Genomic DNA, 17,495 nt, shown 5'->3' on the forward strand with positions numbered 1-17,495 from the left:
CACCCTAATTTTTATTAATTAAGAAGGTTTGTATGAAAAAAGTAGTATTAAGCATAATGACGAGTGCCATGATTTTAACTGGTTGTGCAACCACAGATACAGGCGTAAACAGTGCGGTAAATACTGCCACCAATGTGGGTATGTCAATTTTTAAGACTGCTGTAGATCATCAGTGCCGTAGCCAACTAAACAGTTATAATGCCTATAAAACCATTACCATGCTGATGACAGAGACGCAAAAATCATCATTAGAAAACAAAGTTTGTGGTTGTGTCAGCGAAAAAGCTCCACAAAGTGTCAATATGATGGAAATTGGGCAGGCGGTGATTGATGAAAAAGCTCGTGTACATATCGCCACCAACGCCGTTACCAAAACGCTAAATGCCTGCGTTAGTGAGTTTGCTACTGGTTTGTGATTGTGATATGTGTTGTATCACTTAATTTATACTTAATTCATATCAAAACCATACAAAAGAAACCATTCGCCCTGAGCTTGCCTGTGGATGAGGTGGTTTTTTCATTATGGTTTTATAAGTTTACCACGAACAAAAAAAAACTTGGTTTATTTTTGAATAGAGTTTACCATAAATCCCCCAGCTTGGTGAGTTGGGGGATTTCTGTTGGTATCTGCTGGTAATAATTAAGTTAGATTTGGTAGGTTGCGGAGCATGGCATAGTAGCCATCTTTTGCCATCAGCTCTGCATGAGAACCTTCTTCTATAATTTTACCCTCATCCATAACAATAATGCGATCTACTTTTTCAATCGTAGTCAGGCGGTGAGCCACAATAATGCTGGTGCGACCTTTCATGAGTTCATCTAATGCTCTTTGAATGAGTTTTTCTGATTCGTTATCTAAGGCACTGGTGGCTTCGTCCAGCAATAAAATGGGTGCATCTTTCAAGATGGCTCTGGCGATGGAAACTCGCTGTCTTTGACCGCCAGATAACTGACCGCCGTTAGCACCAATGGGCTGATGTAACCCTAAGGGGTGTTTATTTACCATTTCCATTAGGTTTGCTGATTCTAGTGCTTTGATGACTTCTTTTTCGCTGGCATTGGGGCGAGAATAACGTACATTTTCAAATAAGGTATCATCAAACAAAAATACATCTTGGGACACCAAAGCGAATTGCGAACGTAGATTTCGTAACGTTAAGTCATTGATGTCAACGCCATCTAGGGTGATTACACCACTATTTGGAGTGATGAATCGTGGCAATAGATTGATGGCAGTTGTTTTGCCAGAACCAGAACGACCCACTAAAGCAACTTTTTCACCACTTGCAATGGATAGGTTAAAATTATCCAAAGCTTTTTTGGTGTCTGCGTGATACTGGACATTGATGTTTGAAAATATCAAAGTACCTTTGACATGACTAAGTGTCATCGTGCCTGTGTCATGCTCATTTTGTTGGTCTAAAAATTCACAGACAGAATCTGATGCCAAAAACATGGTTTGCATGGGAATACTGATGTTTGCCAAATTTTTAATAGGACCAAACATTTGCATCATTGCCACGATGAATGCCATAAACTCACCGATGGTTGTAATACCTTTTTGGCTTTGCCACAATGCAATGAAGATAACAATCGCCAAAGCAGTTGAGCCGATGACTTCACTCACAGGAGAGCGACTGGCATTGGCTTGGGTGATTTTTTTGCCCAGTCTGACAATGGTGTTATTGATGATGTTAAAATTTTGAGAGGCTTTATTTTGACCACCAAATAATTTGACAACACGATGACCTTGATGGGTTTCATTGACAATGCTATTTAAAGAACCAATGCTAAGCTGAGCGTTGTTAATAATATCCTTTAATCTATCTCTATAATAACGTGATATCCAAGATAAAACAGGGAACATCACAATTACAACCAAAGTCAATTGCCAATTTAAATAAAACAAAACGCAAACCAGCCCAATGACAATCAATGTATCGCGGGTTAATACAATGAATACGTTACTGGCATTATTCATTGAGTTTTCTGCCATTTGCACCATATTCATCAGCACATGACCTGATGAGGTGTTTTGATAATAAGATGAGGGCAAATCAAGCATTTTATTAAACATATCTTGCCTTAGCTGACTGATGGCAACAATCGCCACCCAAGACATCAGATACTGACTGATAAACCGACAAATCCCCCTAAAAATCACCAAACCCATAAAAAACAAGGGAACAATCCATACCTTGTTGGCTGTACCCCAAATGGCGTAATGAATGCTATCTTTAAGATGAACAAAACTGGCAATCACTCCGTTGTCTGTTTTGATGGGAGAAACATCACTTGGAAGGGCAAAGCCTTGATTGACAAGTGGTGCAATAAAGGCTGCCAAATAACTTTCAGTAAATGCAACGCCTATAATGGCAATCAGCGCAAAAATAATGCGTAGCTTATAGGGTTTGATGTATGATAGAAGGCGTATAAAGCTAGCAGTATCTTTTTCGGTAAATAAACCGAAGGTGAGTTTATGAATCATATTTAATGATGTATATTAAAATTGTTGCCATTATAGCACAAAAGTTACTTGGTAAGCAGTTTTATGAATAACTCATGCCATGCCTCACCTACTTTTGTGATGTTGTATTCTTGCGATTTTTTGATGATGTTTTGCTGTATTTGTTGTGTATATTATTATTAAACCTCTTGTAAAATTCAAATATCCTAGCCTAGAAACTCTAACTTTTCTAAGCTTAGAAATTTTTCAAGCCCAATAAAATCACACTTTCACAAGAGGTTTATGACTCATTAATTAAAAGGGTTTTTTGTTTAAATTATTTTTTCTCAATTTCCTCTATGAGTATCTTTCTGATATTTTTGATGAAATCGTCTACATTATGAGTGTTTTTAATATATTTGATTGCATTAATAGCTGTATTTCTCATTTTTATTTCATCATTCATGAGGTATTTAATGGCATGAACATATAAATCTACTTTATCAAAGCCGTCCCCTAATACATCACCAACATGAACACCAAATTTTTCAGTGAGTTGTTCTGGATTGCGATTACTTACCAGTAATGTGCCATAGGATAGGGCTTCCAAAAACGAAATTGGTAATGCTTCATGTATTGATGTATTTACTAAAATTTTTGCATCTTTTAAATATTGTGTCTTTTGTTCGCCATCAACATGCCCAACAAAGTGCAAGTTTGAAATATTTTTGTATTCGTCAAAGATTTGGGCGTTTTTACTACTTTCTCTAAATGTTTGACCTAAAACATAAAAGTTAAATTGTGGCAACCGTTTAGCGATTTCGCAAAATAACCAACCACGCTTTACACTCTCCAAGCGACCCAAAAATATAATCATATTTTTTTTTCATATTGATGAATATCAAAATCAAAATCTATATCAATTGGGTTTGGTAAGTATTGAATATTTACATTATTATCCAATTGATATAAGTCAATGGCTTTTTGATTTAGAAAATAACCTTGTGATATAAATTTAATACGGTTTTTTAAATACCATTCATGAACCAAATCATAAACTCTTTGGTTGTAATAGCAGGTTTCTGGAAATAATTTAACGGTATTTATCTCATCCCACTCATACATTGGTCTTGGGTCTTGTATCCAAAGAATAAGTTTTTTGTTAGGATTGCTTTCATGTTTTAATACATAATCATCAACCAGTTCAATACTTAAATAAATGTCGTAGTCTTGCTTTTTTAACCAATATTTAGCAAACCAACTTCTTTTTGGTAAGCGATAGACATTCACTTCATCAACGCTATAATGCTCTGCTGTAAATCTATTTTTTCCACGACCCAACAGTACATCTATTTGAATTTCTGAATTTGGAATATACTTTGCGATATGACGGCGTGCCAAAAACCCATAACCACCATAAGCTGTACCAACAGCACCAAAAAACTCATCAATAATCAGCCCAACTTTTATCTTTGCTTTCTTCATAATACACCGAATTTTGTTAATAATATAAACTTGTATAAACCATATCAATGGGTAATCTATGATTTATAACATGACTTTTCATAAATAAAATTCCAATAACTGAGTTGTTATAAAATACTAATATTATTTAATATTTTATATAAGAAAGAGTTTTGATTTAATTCGTTGGGATTGATATGTCTTAACATTTCATTGTATAGATGAATGCATAGGGTTCTACGTGTGGTAATGTCATTTAATTCTAAATGTCCATTACATAGCATAGATACTTGATTATAATGTACTGGGTAAAATATATCAATATCTTGGGCAAATTTATCAACTTTAAAATATTTGGCAAAATAAGTGATGGCATCTGGACCAATCACGCCCCAAGGCATTTCTGAAATGTGTTTAGAGAACCCAAAATACTTTTTTAGTCTATAACGTTTTTGCTTCTTTTGAGGATACCATGGCGGTATAAAATGGGTATCGTAAGAAATTTCTATGAGTTTATTGAGTAGTTCACTATTTTTTGGTAGTGCTAATACCGCTCCATTGATTTTTGTATCATCTTCAAATCCAAATAAGTAGCCATGTTCTGGAATGATAATTGGCTTTAAACAATAGACATCACAATCCACATAGACACCATCAACTTTTCTTAATAATTCGTAACGAAATATGTCTGAAAATAGGGCGTAACTCCCTGTTTGTTTGTGTTTGATGATTTTATCTTGTGGAATGATTAAGTTGCCATCTGCTATTTGTACACCATTCGGTATATCGTTAATCTCATCATAACAATGTAGAATAACTTGATGTCCTTGTTTAATAAAAGATGATAAGCAAGCATTGGGCATTTTCCCTAATTGCTTACCAATCCAAAGAGCATGTATAGTTGGTAATTGTATATTTGTTGTCATTTTCTTAAAACCTATTTGAAATAAAGACGGGTGGCAAATATTAGGCTGTATAGTTGGTGAAACACTCTTTTTAGCTCTCTTATTATTTTTTGTGAGAATGATAATTTGGTTTTTGTTTTTTCAATTTCTACCCTTTTTTGTTTTCTTTCTCCTTCTAAGTTGCTAGTGAGAAAAGTTGGATTAACCCTATCTGTTTGAATACACAAGGCGGGATTGATTTGATAAATATCCGAATGATAGCGTAAAAAATCACCAAACATAATATGGTCTATTGGCTTAGTTGTATTTTGAAACATAGTACGAATAAAGATAATCAATTGACTAGCAATTTTTTGATGAATGATATATCCAGCTGTCCCCAAATTCTCTTGTTTTAATTGATGAATTTTTCTATGATGATGAGAAAATATGGGTTTTCCTAGAAACAAAGTATCATAAAACATTTCTAACTTGATGAGTTGTGCTCTTTTTGGTATCCACTCTTGATTGGATAGCCAAACATGAGCATTTTCTCCTAAATAGATATCATCTTCAAAAATGCAAATATAATCTAAATTTTCATCAATTGCCTTCTGCCATAATGAGATATGGCTGATAAGACAAGCTAATTCACCTTGTGTAAGATTAGCATTTTTAATGTTTATTTGAAATTTATTTGCTAATTCATTAACTTGTGATGGCACAATTGCATCAAAAAATTCAAATTCAATGTTCTGTTGGCTAAATTCTTGAATAATATGGTTTCGTCTTTGCGTGGCATCTAATAAGCTGATTACATAATTTTTCATTATTGAAACTCCACAGGTTGGGTCTTATTGAGTTTTTTGCTAATTTGTTGCAATAGACGAGATTGTTCACGCTTAATTTTTTCTATAAAAGTTCGGCTATTGCTTTCCTGCCTCATTCTGGCACTTCGTTCGCTTTCTATACTGCTTTTTAAATGGTTATCAACAATCAACCTACTACTTTGAATACATAATGCAGGACTTAATTGAAATATATTAATATGATTATCCAAAGTATCTTCAAATAAAAAATGATCTAATGGTTTAATATGGCTGATTTTAGTATGTCTTAGCATATCAAATAAGGATTTAATGACAGATTGATGAATGATGTAGCCGGCCGCCCCGATATTGGCTGAATATAGTGGGTAAATAGTACGGTTTTGTATAGTTTTGATACAATGACCAAGTTTTAATGGTGAATGAAAGTGTTCCAATTTTAACAATTTGATGTCTTCAGGCAACCAATCATGACTATTTAACAATAAGTGAGCATTTTGACCCAAATATACATCATCTTCAAAAATAGCAACCCATTCTAGATTATCATCAAGCATTTTTTGCCATAAAGCGACATGGCTTAAAAAACAACCTTTTTCGCCATTTGTTAGATTGTTTGTTTGTTGTAAATTTTCTAAATCAAGTTGAGCGCAAATATTGTTAATATTTATAGAGGTTACTGCATCAAAAAACTCAAACTTGATATTCTGCTTACCAAATTCATTAATTATGTGTTCTCTTCTATCAGTTGCGGTTTTTAAACTAATAACATAATTTTTCATTAAAATAACTCCCGTGTATTCATTATCATCAAGTGATAACATATGACGAATTGGTTCTTTTGCCATTCTCATAACTATTAATTTGGCTATTGTAAGGCTTTTTTATGTGTTTTCCTCTCTTTAATAACTAATTACTCACTATTTTGAAAACTAAAATTGATATAGGGATTAATAAAGTAACCTTTCATGCTATTTCTCTTGATTCATTTGCCAAAGTATAATATATTTATCCATTGTATAGCCCAAAGACGCAAAGGCAAAAATAAAACCATAAGCACCACCAAAAATAGATAGGCGAATAATATATTCACGAACAAACGAAAACCAAGAACGCAATAATATGCCAATAATACTAATTTGTTTGCCTTGTTGATGTTTTTCGTTTGCCCAATCGCTACTATATCGTACATTTTTTAATAAAAAGTGGTGTAAATTATCATTGGTAATATGTGGCAAATAACCATTTAATACCTGACTTGGCACGCCTTTTTGCTCTAAAGATTCGTGTACCTCCAAATTAGAATATTTAAAATCTTGATTGCTATAAAGTCGTGCAAATTTATCAGTGTACCATTTTTTTGGTTGTATTTCAATACCACAAAAAGAATCTACCCGTGCTACACTAAAAACCTTATTTCTTTGTAGAGGCTGATTTAATATATTAACAATCGCCACTCTTAGTTCTTGTTCAAGGCGTTCATCAGCATCTAATACCAAAATATAATCACCAGTAGCATAACTTTGTGCCAATTGGCGTTGTTTGCCAAAGCCTTGCCAATTGGTATTGACATACCATTTTGCTCCAAATTCATTGGCAATTTGTTTGGTATTATCAGTGCTACCACTATCTAAAATAATAATTTCATCAACAATATCATAGACGGTATCTAAACAGGCTTTTAAATGTTTGCTTTCATTTTTGCAAATCATTACCAAAGAAAGTGTGCTTTTTTTATGAGATAATTCAATGGGTTTTAATTGTTTGCTTGCCTCAAGAGAATTTAAAAAAGCTCTATCAGCTTGATTATGACTTAAATCATATAAACACGCATATTTATTAAAAGTATATTGGGTAAATAATAAAGAATAAATTAATCCATATTTGCCTTGTAAAAACCGCCCATCAATTATATATTGTTTAATAAATGCCCATAAAGGATTTAAAATTACCTTAGGGAATTTCCCCTTTTTGCCATTTTTATGTTTGTTATCTGCCCACGCTTTGGCATAGTCTAGGCGTTTACCTAGCCAAAATAGGGGGGTTTCGGCAGTATGATGATGTAAAAAGCCATCTAAATGTTTGGTTTGAGCATTATTTAATACCACCGATTCGTGAACCAGATTATTATCATAATTAAAATGTTTGGGATATAATCGCCAATGGGCTTTTACGCCCCAATAAGGGTTATCAATACAATGCCCAAATACAAAATCAAGGCGCTTAATGCCATAAACTGTATTGTCAGGTTTATGTTTGATGGCTTCTAAAATGCTATTTTTTAATTTAGGTGTAATTTCTTCATCGGCATCTAAGGCTAATATCCAGTCGCCTGTGGCATAAGACTGGGCGAGCTGTCTTTGTTTGCCAAAGCCTTGCCAGTCGGTATTAATAAACCATTTTGCCCCATATTGCAGGGCAATGTCTTGGCTGTTATCGGTGCTACCACTATCCAAAATAATAATCTCATCTGCCAAATCTTTTAAGGCAGGTAAAGAAATCATTAAATTTTTGGCTTCATTTTTGACAATCATTACAATAGATAAAGTGTATTTGACATTCATTATTTCCCCTCCAATTCATCATTATTTGGTTTTAATAATTCGCCATTAAAAGCAGGGGCGGACAAATAAGGTTTGGCGGCATTATCAAAAAACTTAACATCATTAAGAGAATCTACTTTATAATGAGTTAAAAAGTTATTTTTTTGTTGGTTGTCGGTATTAATATTTAACCATTCAGTCAAAAACCACACAAAACCAAATCCAGAAATAATATCGTCATTTGTTTTTTGTGTATTGTCATCACTGGAAATCTTAAATAAGGGTGTTTGTAATGAAAATTGACTAATGCCGTGTTTTAATGCAGTTGGTGTTAAGGCGTGGTCAGAAGTATAAACAATACTAAATGGCTCATTGCTATTTTTTAAATCAGAATATAATTCTTCTATTAGCATATCTGTTTGTAATAAGCTAGATAGGTAATCTGATAAATAGTCATTATCAAATTTAAAATGGGCTTTATTAAAATCTACTCGTTTATGAAATTTAGGGTGTGAGCCCATTAAGTGAACAATGATAAGTTTGTGGTGATGGTCTTGTTCCAAAATGTTTTTAATAATTGGTAATAGTTGATAATCAAAACGCTTTGAAGTCGGTGCAATTTCAGATAAATAATGGGTTTTTTTGCTATTATTAGCAATATAATGAATTTCATTATCAGCAATGTCTGATTTGTCTTGATTGGACACCCAATAGGTATTCATACCAACTTGATTGGCAAGGGCAACAATATTATTATAAAATTCTACTTTATCTTGGTTTGGAATACTTAATAATCTTGGGACGGATTGTGTAGTATAGGGTGCAGGAGCAATCATATTGGTATATTTTATGCCATTAACCCGATTTAAAAAAGGCGATGTTTGAACAGGATAGCCGTAAGCAGACAAATAGTTTTTTGATGCACTTTCGCCAATAATTAAAACATAATTTTGATAGTTTTGATGGCTATCAGTTACAACCCAGTTTTTTTGATGGCCAGATAAATTTTGTAATTCTTGTTTGGTTTTTTTATAAAAATCATATTGATTGTTGGTATGTGGAAAAATATATAGTAGTTCAGAAGAACGCAAAGTAAAGTTATTGTGTTTTTTGTAATCTTTGGCAATGCTTACTGTAAAAAAAACAATAAGCAAAATAGAAAAATATTTAAAAAATTTATATTGTGCTTGACTGGCTTTTATTGGTTTATTTAATTGATAGAAAATAATAAAAAAAGTTGCAATCAAAAACCCATAAATCATAATTTTTTTATCAAAAAATTCTAAGGCTTCATTGCTATTGGTTTCTAATAAAGAGGCAATCATACCATAATTGGGATAACCATATAAAAACCCAATTGGACTATATAAAAGCCATATCAATAATAAGGGGCTCAGTAATTTAAAAAGAATGGGTTTAAACCACAATAAATTCAAAATACAAAATACCATTAAGGTATCGTGTATTCTTGGAAATTCGCCATTAACCCCAAAAGAAATAATAAAGGCAAACAATAGATTAAATAGAAAAACACAATAATTAAATGCTTTATTGTATTTTTGTTGGTATTGCTTTATGATAGTCATTGGCATTATTTCCAATACTCCACAATCCAAGGCGTTGGCAACACCTTACGATACCATTTACCACTTCGTCCGACAATCGCATCAGGGGGATTGACCTCACCGTGAAAAATCACCATTTTGGCATTGTTGGGTAAGATGGGGGCTTTAAAAAAGCTCATCGGAAAAGGCTGAACACACTGGTATTTAAAGCTGACACACCAAGAACTATCCCAATATTCCAAATGATGATGTTCTCGTAGGTAGTTAGATAAAAACGCCTGTTCGTGGCGAACTTCCCCCCGAATTTTTTCAAAATTTTGTTCAAAGTAGGAGAGTAAATTTGGATAAGTATTTTGCCCCACTTTAAAGCGATAGACTGAGCTATTACCGACCATTCGCCACGGCTTTTTCCAGTCTCTGATAATCATCACGCTGTCATCAAACTGTGCCTTGTGAGTAAAAAAACAATCAATATTATTAGTAATAACAATATCAATATCCAAAAAAAGGGCAACGCCTTTTAAATCATAAAGCTCTGGTTTAAAGGTGGTGAGTTTTTTCCAGCCTCGCTCTGGAATATTATCAGGCAAATTTAAGGCAGGAATGGGATAGCATTTGACATTCTTATCAATATCAGTTTCATCATCGGTTAAACAGACCATTTGAAAGTCAAGGGTGCAATGTCTTTTGACCATATTGTATAGGCGATTGACATACTCTGCCCCATATTTTTTGCCCCATTTCATACAAATGATGTAACGGTTTTCGTTGTGATGATTGGTATTATGATGAGTTGTCATTATCGTTCTCCATTGCCAATCGCTTTTGATAAATGGTATTAAAATCCAATAAATATAAATTATCAGCAATCGGTGTGTATTTAAACCTGCGATAGCCCCACATATAATGAGTAAAATGGGCGTTAATCATTGTTGCCATTTCATCATTTAAGGCTTTGGTAGCAATTTGACTGTCTTTATCATACAGGTTTGGATTATTTAGGTCATAACAATAAATATGAAAGCCGTCTTTTTGATAAACACAAGCCAAGCCCACCAAAGCACAGCCTGTTTTGCCAATCAATTTGGGAGCCAGTGTCCCTGTTAGGGTTGGAATGTTAAAAAACGGCACAATGACTCCGCCCTTAGGGTCTGGGGTATGGTCTGGCAACACAATGCTAAATCCACCTGCCTTTAAGGTTTGTAAGATTGCTTTGACACCTGTGCTGTCGGTGGGCACAAGGGTGGCGTTTAGTCGTTGCCGTCCTGCTTTGACCCTGCTATCAATTGCTTGATTTTTCAAAGGCTTATACATAATAACAGGACTGCCAAAATCATTGATCCACGCATTCATCATCTCCCAAGTGCCAATATGAGGGACGATGGCAAGCATTCCTTTATTGGATTTTAGGGCGTTTTCTAGGTGGTACTGATGGTGTACTTTGACAATTTGAGCGGTTGCCCAAGTTGTTGGCATTACCCATACCTTTGCACTTGCCATTGTACTAAACAGTTGATTTATAATGCTTTTTTTGACCAAAACTTGGCGTTGTTTGTCGCTTAAAGTTGGGCAAGTTAGCATAATGTTGATATTGGTACTGCGGTACAAACTGCTGTTTTTAAAAAGACAAAGCACAAAAGCACCAAATTGTGCCAGCACCCAAAACACAGGTATTGGCACAATTTTAAGTAGGGAAAAAAGAATACTGTACATCATTATGGATATTAGAAAAGCCGTTTGTGGTGAGCTAAGTCGAACCACAACGGTTTTCCGTCCATTCCTTCGACAAGCTCAGGACGAACGGAAAAATCCCCAATCAGTCTTTTTTCTCTTTTTCACGCACACGAATGCCAAGCTCTTTGAGCTGTTTGGCATCAACTTCGGCAGGGGCTTGTGTCAATGGGCATTCAGCCGTTTTGGTTTTGGGGAAGGCAATCACATCACGAATAGAGCTTGCTCCTGTCATTAACATTACCAAACGGTCAAGACCAAACGCCAAACCACCGTGAGGCGGTGCACCATATTTTAGGGCATTTAGCAAGAATGAGAATTTTTCTTCGGCTTCTGCTTCGCTAATGCCAAGTGCTTCAAACACCGCCTTTTGCATTTCTAGGGTGTTGATACGAAGTGAACCACCGCCAATCTCTGTGCCGTTTAATACCATATCATAAGCGATGGATAGGGCGGTTTCTGGGCTGTTTTTCATCTCATCAACTGACCCCTTAGGGCGAGTAAATGGGTGGTGAACCGAAGTCCATTTGCCATCATCGGTTTCTTCAAACATTGGGAAATCCACAACCCACAAGGGTGCCCATTCTGCTGTCAAAAGGTTCAAATCGTGTCCGATTTTGACACGCAAGGCTCCCATTGCATCATTGACGACTTTGGCTTTGTCCGCCCCAAAGAAAATCAAATCACCATTTTCGGCACCTGTACGCTTAATGAGTTCAACCAAGACTTCATCGGTCATATTTTTGATGATGGGCGATTGCAAACCGCTTTCTTTATCCACACCGTTGTTGATGTTAGAGACATCATTGACTTTGATATAAGCCAAGCCCTTTGCTCCATAAATGCCAACAAATTTGGTGTAGTCATCAATTTGGCTACGAGTGATTTTTGCCCCTTGTGGGATACGCAAGGCAACCACGCGTCCTTTGGGGTCATTGGCAGGGGCTGAAAAGACTTTAAATTCAACCGCTTGCATAATGTCGGCAACATCAACAAGTTTTAAGGGAATACGCAAATCAGGCTTATCAGAAGCATAATCACGCATAGCCTCTGAGTACGGCATACGGATAAATTTGTCAAATTTGACACCCAAAAGCTCATCAAAGAGCTTGACAGTCATTCCCTCCATCAAGTCCATAATGTCGTTGTCATCAAGGAATGAGGTTTCAATATCAATTTGGGTAAATTCTGGCTGACGGTCGGCACGCAAATCTTCATCACGAAAGCATTTGGCGATTTGATAATAACGGTCAATACCACCCACCATCAGAAGTTGTTTAAACAGTTGTGGGCTTTGGGGTAGGGCATAAAAATCGCCATTGGAGACACGGCTTGGCACCAAATAATCCCTTGCCCCTTCTGGGGTGGCACGGGTCAAAATGGGCGTTTCTACATCTAAAAAGCCGTGTTCGTCAAGGTAGTTACGAATAAGGGTGGTAACTTTGGAGCGAAAACGCAGGCGGTCAAGCATTTCAGGACGGCGAATGTCCAAAAAGCGGTATTTTAGACGAAGTTCTTCTGAAACATTGGTAAAATCATCATTTAAAGGAAATGGCGGAGTTTCAGAGGTGGCAATCGTTTCAATCTCTTTGGCAAGTAGTTCAATTTGCCCACTTTTCATATTGGGGTTTTGCGTGCCTTCGTATCTTTGACGCACTCGTCCTGTGATTTTTAAGACATATTCAGAACGAGCAGCATCAGCAGTGGCAAAGGCTTCTGGGGTGTCAGGGTCAATGACGACTTGTAGCAGTCCATCTCTGTCTCTCATATCCAAAAAAATCACCCCACCGTGGTCTCGTCTTCTGTGTACCCAGCCTGCCACGGTAATGGTTTGGTCAATTAAGCTTTCGGTAACGCTACCGCAATAATGTGTACGAATTGCCATAAAATATGCCTATAAAATTCATTTAAAATGTAAACCTTGCTATTATGCCTTGTAATGATGAAAGGTGCAAGATGTTTGGCAAAATTTTGTCTGATTTTTGTAGAATTTATATTTATAAATAGCCAAATTGAGTGCGATGTGGTAGGATTGATTTTCTAGATTGGGGTTGCTTTTATCATTATTTTGGGAGGAATTACGCGCGCATGAACACCTTAAACATCGTCTACCTTGTGTCCGCCTTGCTTATTTTTGCCAGTATCATGACAAGTACTTTGTCAGCTCGTTTGGGTGTGCCATTGCTTCTATTTTTCTTGGGTGTGGGCATGCTTGCTGGCGAAGAAGGGGTGTTGGGAATTACGTTTGCAGAGTACAACTTGGCAAACTTCATCGGTCAGGCAGCACTGGCGTGTATTTTGCTTGATGGTGGTTTAAGAACATCGTTAACTTCATTTCGTGTGGGCTTAAAACCCGCAATCACACTTGCTACTTGGGGTGTGTTGGCAACCGTTGTGAGTTTGGGGTTATTTGCCACTTGGCTTTTGGAAGTGGATTGGCGACTTGGACTACTCATGGCAGCGATTGTTGGTAGTACGGACGCGGCGGCGGTTTTTAGTTTACTTAGAAATGGTGGGGTTAAACTTAACGACCGTGTGCAGGCAACTTTGGAGATAGAATCAGGAGCAAATGACCCCTTAGCCATTCTTTTGGTAACGGTATTGATTGCTCTTAATCTTGACCCTGCCAGCATGACAGTGTTAGACATGCTAAAAATGCTTGTTACGCAGATTTTGGTGGGACTGATTGTAGGGTTGGTGTCAGGTTTTGCTTTGTCAAGACTTCTACCAAAAGTACATTTGGCAGAAGGAATGTACGCCATTTTGATTATGTCGGCAGGTTTGGCGGTGTTTGGGGCTACCAATCTTTTGGGTGGTAGTGGCTTTTTGGCGGTGTATTTGGCAGGCGTGGTGATAGGCAACACCAAAGTGCGTGCCACCGAACACGTCCTGCGAGTGATGGATAGCTTTGCATGGCTATCCCAAGCGGTGCTGTTTGTGGTGCTTGGGCTTTTGGTGACACCCTCTCATATTTTACAGATGTGGCATTATTCATTGATGATTTTTTTGGTGTTGTTGTTTGTGTCTCGCCCATTGGCGGTGGCAAGTAGCCTTGTGCCTTTTGGATTTCGTTCTCGTGAAATTGGCTTTATCTCGTGGGTGGGCTTGCGTGGGGCGGTGCCAATTACGCTTGCCATTTTACCCATCATGAATGGCGTGGCAGGAGCGCAGCTTGCCTTTAATATTGTATTTGGCGTGGTAATTTTATCGCTTTTGGTGCAAGGGGCGACCATTCCTTTTATGGCAAAAGCATTTAAGGTATGGCTACCAACAGACAGTGAACCCAAAGCGGAGCATGAGATTTGGGTAGGTGATAAAGCCAACATTACTTTGTATGAATTTGAAGTAAAGGCAGGGGCGTTTGCTATCGGACGACACCCAGAGCATATTTCAAGTAAAGTTAATTTAGATGGCGTGAGTGTTTTTGCGTTGGTTCGTCATAAAAGGTTGGTAAAAATCAATGATGATACCGTACTCAAAGTGGGTGATGTGGTGTGGTATGCCATGAGTGCAGATGTTGCCCCCCGTATTGCCAAAATTTTTAATAACTCAGTAACCCAGTACCAAAAAAACAGCGAGTTTTATGGCGATTGGCTTTTGTCGCCCCATGTTAAGATTGGTGATTTGCCATTTTATCGTTTGGTGATGAGTGGTGTTACGCCACCAGCATTTGCCAAAATGACTCCTGTAACGCAAGCCTTTGATAATGCGTTTGGTGGTTTTGGTAAACTATCTCCCCAAACCACTCCCCAAAAAACATCTGTTTTATCTGGTGTGGATAGTGAGTTAGTTAAGCATTTGACCGAAGTAAAAGACATGACAGTGGCACAATTCATGTCATCGCAGGTGAACACCGAACTTGTCAAGGGTGATGAGGTGAAATTGAACAGTTGTTGGTCGCTGGTGGTGCGTGATGTGGACGATAGAGGGAGGCTACATGGTGTGGGGCTAAAAAATGCCATAAAAAAAGACTAATGTCCTTTTAAATGGTAATGGTTGTCCCCATCTACTTAGGTAGAGAGTTATTAAAAGGTAAACATATGTTATTTCATTCATCTAAAAAGCCCACCGAGTTGCATATTATTCATCTAAATAAAATGCAAGATAAGCAGGGTGAAAAGCTCAAACACGCCCTAGACGATGGTCAAAAAGACAGTAAAAAATGTGGTGTTTTGGGTAAATTTTGTAAAAAAGCCAAAGATAAAACAAAAGACAAGCAAGAGAATGATGATAAACATTCCTCTACAAAAAACGTTTTTTTGTTAGACTTTGATGGTGATATTAAAGCCTCTGCCGTTGACCATTTGCGTGAGGAGATTAGTGTTATCATCAGCAGTGCCAAAGCAGGTGATGAAGTGGTGCTAAGGTTAGAAAGTGCAGGGGGTCAGGTTCATGCTTATGGTCTGGCATCGACTCAACTTGCCCGCATCAAAGAAGCCAAATTGACTTTGACGATTTGTGTGGACAAAGTCTCAGCCAGTGGCGGTTATATGATGGCGTGTGTGGCAGACAAGATTGTGGCAACGCCCTTTGCTATTGTGGGCTCTATTGGCGTGGTGTCGCAAATGCCTAATTTTTATGAATTTTTAAAAAAGCACGACATTGATGTAGAGCTGTTTACCGCAGGGCAGTACAAACGCACCGTTACTATGTTTGGCAAAAATGATGATGATGACCGTGCCAAATACCAAGACGATTTAAACCGCATTCATGAATTGTTTAAAAACCACATCAAACAATACCGCCCTAATTTGGACATTGAAAAGCTAGCAACGGGCGAGATTTGGTTTGGGTCAGATGCGTTGGATTTGGGGCTTGTTGATGAGCTTGGTACATCAGATGCCTATATTTTGAAACTCATGAAAACTCATGATGTCTTTGCTTTGCACACACGCACCAAGCCAACTTTAGCAGAAAAGTTGGGTTTTGAACAAATGGGTGTCAAAGTGGGTAATATGGCAGGGCAAGCCCTATCATCTTTTGGTGAGCAACTTGCCAAATATAACCGCCCATAAGTGATGGGTTGTGTACATTATTTTGCTTATCATTATGAGAAAATTGGTGTACAATATCCATAAATAATAAATAGCGAGCGTCATGAGTTCGCTATTTGTCATTTTTGTAATAATCTAATGTTGAGTATGCCATGAGAAAATTAGAAGAAGCCTTTGCCAAAGCTGATAAGTTGGGCAGAGTGATTGCCAACCGTTTTAATAAAATCAAAGATTTAAAAGACATTCGTGGTATTGGTCAAGGCAAAACCGTCTTGATTACAGGGGCAAGTTCTGGGCTTGGGGCGATGATGGCTCGTAAGTTTGCCTATTTGGGCTATGATTTGGCGATTTGTGCCAGACGTTTGGAACGTTTGGAGAATTTAAAAACCGAACTTGAAAAAGAATTTGGCATAAAAGTTTATGTACGCACCCTTGATGTAACCGTTTATGATGATGTCTTTACGGTATTTGAGGCATTTGCCCAAGACATTGAAAATAATGGTACAATACTTGACAAAATTATTGTCAATGCAGGCGTGGGTGATAGCCGTGTGATTGGGCACGGACGATTTGCCATCAACCGTGCGACCGCTGAGACCAATTTTATCTCCGCTCTTGCCCAATGCGAATCGGCGATGCAGATTTTTCGCCGTCAAAATAGTGGGCATTTGGTGGTGATTTCGTCAATGTCAGCTGTGCGTGGACTGCCAAGACATTTGACCACTTATGCTGCTGCTAAGGCAGGGCTTGCAAGTTTGGCGGAAGGCATTCGGGCTGATACCATTAGCGAAAAATTACCGATTAAGGTTTCTACTATTTTCCCTGGTTATGTGCGTACCGATTTGAATATTGGGGCAAAATATTTGCCCTTTGAAGTAGAAGAAGATGAGGGGGCAGATGTGATTGTCAAAGCCATTGAAGCCAAAGTTGATGAGGCTTATGTTCCAGCGTGGCCTTGGGTGCCGATTGGCTTGGGTATGAAGTACTTGCCCCTTCGGTTAATTACCAAATTTTTATAAATTTTAAACCAAACCTTTGAGG

Annotated in this window: 15 protein-coding genes; 4 read left to right on the top strand and 11 right to left on the bottom strand. The window is 37.2% G+C overall.

Annotation, left to right across the window (positions count from 1 at the left end; genetic code table 11):
* Positions 1-32 precede the first annotated feature (32 nt).
* Positions 33-416, top strand: a complete 384-nt coding sequence (locus MOB01S_RS00005) for a hypothetical protein (RefSeq protein ID WP_066799740.1) — start codon at positions 33-35, stop codon at positions 414-416.
* Between the two features lie 224 nt (positions 417-640).
* Here MOB01S_RS00005 and msbA read toward each other — a convergent pair whose 3' ends face one another.
* The 11 genes from msbA to aspS form a co-directional block, all read right to left on the bottom strand.
* Entirely contained in the window at positions 641-2,488 is a 1,848-nt protein-coding gene (gene msbA / locus MOB01S_RS00010) for a lipid A export permease/ATP-binding protein MsbA (protein WP_066799743.1), read from the bottom strand.
* Positions 2,489-2,783: 295 nt separating this feature from the next.
* The gene (locus tag MOB01S_RS12735; RefSeq protein WP_245639960.1) at positions 2,784-3,323 is read right to left on the bottom strand and encodes a glycosyltransferase; all 540 of its coding nucleotides are present in this window, start codon (positions 3,321-3,323) and stop codon (positions 2,784-2,786) included.
* On the bottom strand, positions 3,320-3,931 hold the full coding sequence (locus MOB01S_RS12740) for a glycosyl transferase (RefSeq protein ID WP_245639961.1): 612 nt from the start codon (positions 3,929-3,931) through the stop codon (positions 3,320-3,322). The genes MOB01S_RS12735 and MOB01S_RS12740 overlap by 4 nt, the downstream gene beginning before the upstream one ends.
* 107 nt (positions 3,932-4,038) lie before the next feature.
* Entirely contained in the window at positions 4,039-4,836 is a 798-nt protein-coding gene (locus tag MOB01S_RS00020) for a glycosyltransferase (RefSeq protein WP_066799744.1), read from the bottom strand.
* Between the two features lie 11 nt (positions 4,837-4,847).
* Positions 4,848-5,624 (bottom strand): glycosyltransferase family 25 protein, encoded by a 777-nt coding sequence (locus tag MOB01S_RS00025; RefSeq protein ID WP_066799746.1) that lies wholly within the window; start codon positions 5,622-5,624, stop codon positions 4,848-4,850.
* Entirely contained in the window at positions 5,624-6,469 is an 846-nt protein-coding gene (locus MOB01S_RS00030) for a glycosyltransferase family 25 protein (protein ID WP_066799753.1), read from the bottom strand. The genes MOB01S_RS00025 and MOB01S_RS00030 overlap by 1 nt, the downstream gene beginning before the upstream one ends.
* A gap of 123 nt (positions 6,470-6,592) precedes the next feature.
* Positions 6,593-8,185 (bottom strand): glycosyltransferase family 2 protein, encoded by a 1,593-nt coding sequence (locus MOB01S_RS00035; RefSeq protein WP_066799756.1) that lies wholly within the window; start codon positions 8,183-8,185, stop codon positions 6,593-6,595.
* Positions 8,185-9,489: a phosphoethanolamine transferase gene (locus tag MOB01S_RS00040; RefSeq protein ID WP_245639962.1), complete on the bottom strand. Its 1,305-nt coding sequence runs from the start codon at positions 9,487-9,489 to the stop codon at positions 8,185-8,187. Before MOB01S_RS00040 ends, MOB01S_RS00035 begins: the two co-directional genes overlap by 1 nt.
* A gap of 266 nt (positions 9,490-9,755) precedes the next feature.
* On the bottom strand, positions 9,756-10,529 hold the full coding sequence (locus MOB01S_RS00045; protein ID WP_066799762.1) for a glycosyltransferase: 774 nt from the start codon (positions 10,527-10,529) through the stop codon (positions 9,756-9,758).
* Positions 10,513-11,445, bottom strand: coding sequence for a lysophospholipid acyltransferase family protein (locus tag MOB01S_RS00050; protein WP_066799765.1), 933 nt, complete (start codon positions 11,443-11,445; stop codon positions 10,513-10,515). The genes MOB01S_RS00045 and MOB01S_RS00050 overlap by 17 nt, the downstream gene beginning before the upstream one ends.
* A gap of 100 nt (positions 11,446-11,545) precedes the next feature.
* Entirely contained in the window at positions 11,546-13,345 is a 1,800-nt protein-coding gene (gene aspS / locus MOB01S_RS00055) for an aspartate--tRNA ligase (RefSeq protein WP_066799774.1), read from the bottom strand.
* A gap of 203 nt (positions 13,346-13,548) precedes the next feature.
* On the opposite strand from aspS, the gene MOB01S_RS00060 reads away from it, so the two are divergent.
* The 3 genes from MOB01S_RS00060 (at position 13,549) to MOB01S_RS00070 (ending at position 17,473) form a co-directional block, all read left to right on the top strand.
* Positions 13,549-15,435 (top strand): potassium/proton antiporter, encoded by a 1,887-nt coding sequence (locus MOB01S_RS00060; RefSeq protein ID WP_066799777.1) that lies wholly within the window; start codon positions 13,549-13,551, stop codon positions 15,433-15,435.
* Between the two features lie 65 nt (positions 15,436-15,500).
* Positions 15,501-16,475 (top strand): protease SohB, encoded by a 975-nt coding sequence (gene sohB, locus MOB01S_RS00065; protein WP_066799779.1) that lies wholly within the window; start codon positions 15,501-15,503, stop codon positions 16,473-16,475.
* Between the two features lie 131 nt (positions 16,476-16,606).
* Complete coding sequence (locus MOB01S_RS00070; protein ID WP_066799782.1) at positions 16,607-17,473, top strand: SDR family oxidoreductase; 867 nt, start codon at positions 16,607-16,609, stop codon at positions 17,471-17,473.
* Positions 17,474-17,495: the final 22 nt, after the last annotated feature.

Origin of the sequence: Moraxella oblonga NBRC 102422, from assembly GCF_001598275.1 — a bacterium.
Lineage (GTDB): Bacteria > Pseudomonadota > Gammaproteobacteria > Pseudomonadales > Moraxellaceae > Moraxella > Moraxella oblonga.

What these genes read in the sequence shown, in the direction of transcription:
- aspS (WP_066799774.1), bottom strand. Translation starts at nt 13,345, where the DNA reads ATGGCAATTCGTACACATTATTGCGGTAGCGTTACCGAAAGCTTAATT.
- MOB01S_RS00025 (WP_066799746.1), bottom strand. Translation starts at nt 5,624, where the DNA reads ATGAAAAATTATGTAATCAGCTTATTAGATGCCACGCAAAGACGAAAC.
- MOB01S_RS00005 (WP_066799740.1), top strand. Translation starts at nt 33, where the DNA reads ATGAAAAAAGTAGTATTAAGCATAATGACGAGTGCCATGATTTTAACT.
- MOB01S_RS00070 (WP_066799782.1), top strand. Translation starts at nt 16,607, where the DNA reads ATGAGAAAATTAGAAGAAGCCTTTGCCAAAGCTGATAAGTTGGGCAGA.
- MOB01S_RS00050 (WP_066799765.1), bottom strand. Translation starts at nt 11,445, where the DNA reads ATGATGTACAGTATTCTTTTTTCCCTACTTAAAATTGTGCCAATACCT.
- MOB01S_RS00040 (WP_245639962.1), bottom strand. Translation starts at nt 9,489, where the DNA reads ATGATTGCCTCTTTATTAGAAACCAATAGCAATGAAGCCTTAGAATTT.
- MOB01S_RS00060 (WP_066799777.1), top strand. Translation starts at nt 13,549, where the DNA reads ATGAACACCTTAAACATCGTCTACCTTGTGTCCGCCTTGCTTATTTTT.
- MOB01S_RS00045 (WP_066799762.1), bottom strand. Translation starts at nt 10,529, where the DNA reads ATGACAACTCATCATAATACCAATCATCACAACGAAAACCGTTACATC.
- msbA (WP_066799743.1), bottom strand. Translation starts at nt 2,488, where the DNA reads ATGATTCATAAACTCACCTTCGGTTTATTTACCGAAAAAGATACTGCT.
- MOB01S_RS00035 (WP_066799756.1), bottom strand. Translation starts at nt 8,185, where the DNA reads ATGAATGTCAAATACACTTTATCTATTGTAATGATTGTCAAAAATGAA.
- sohB (WP_066799779.1), top strand. Translation starts at nt 15,501, where the DNA reads ATGTTATTTCATTCATCTAAAAAGCCCACCGAGTTGCATATTATTCAT.
- MOB01S_RS12735 (WP_245639960.1), bottom strand. Translation starts at nt 3,323, where the DNA reads ATGATTATATTTTTGGGTCGCTTGGAGAGTGTAAAGCGTGGTTGGTTA.
- MOB01S_RS00020 (WP_066799744.1), bottom strand. Translation starts at nt 4,836, where the DNA reads ATGACAACAAATATACAATTACCAACTATACATGCTCTTTGGATTGGT.
- MOB01S_RS12740 (WP_245639961.1), bottom strand. Translation starts at nt 3,931, where the DNA reads ATGAAGAAAGCAAAGATAAAAGTTGGGCTGATTATTGATGAGTTTTTT.
- MOB01S_RS00030 (WP_066799753.1), bottom strand. Translation starts at nt 6,469, where the DNA reads ATGGCAAAAGAACCAATTCGTCATATGTTATCACTTGATGATAATGAA.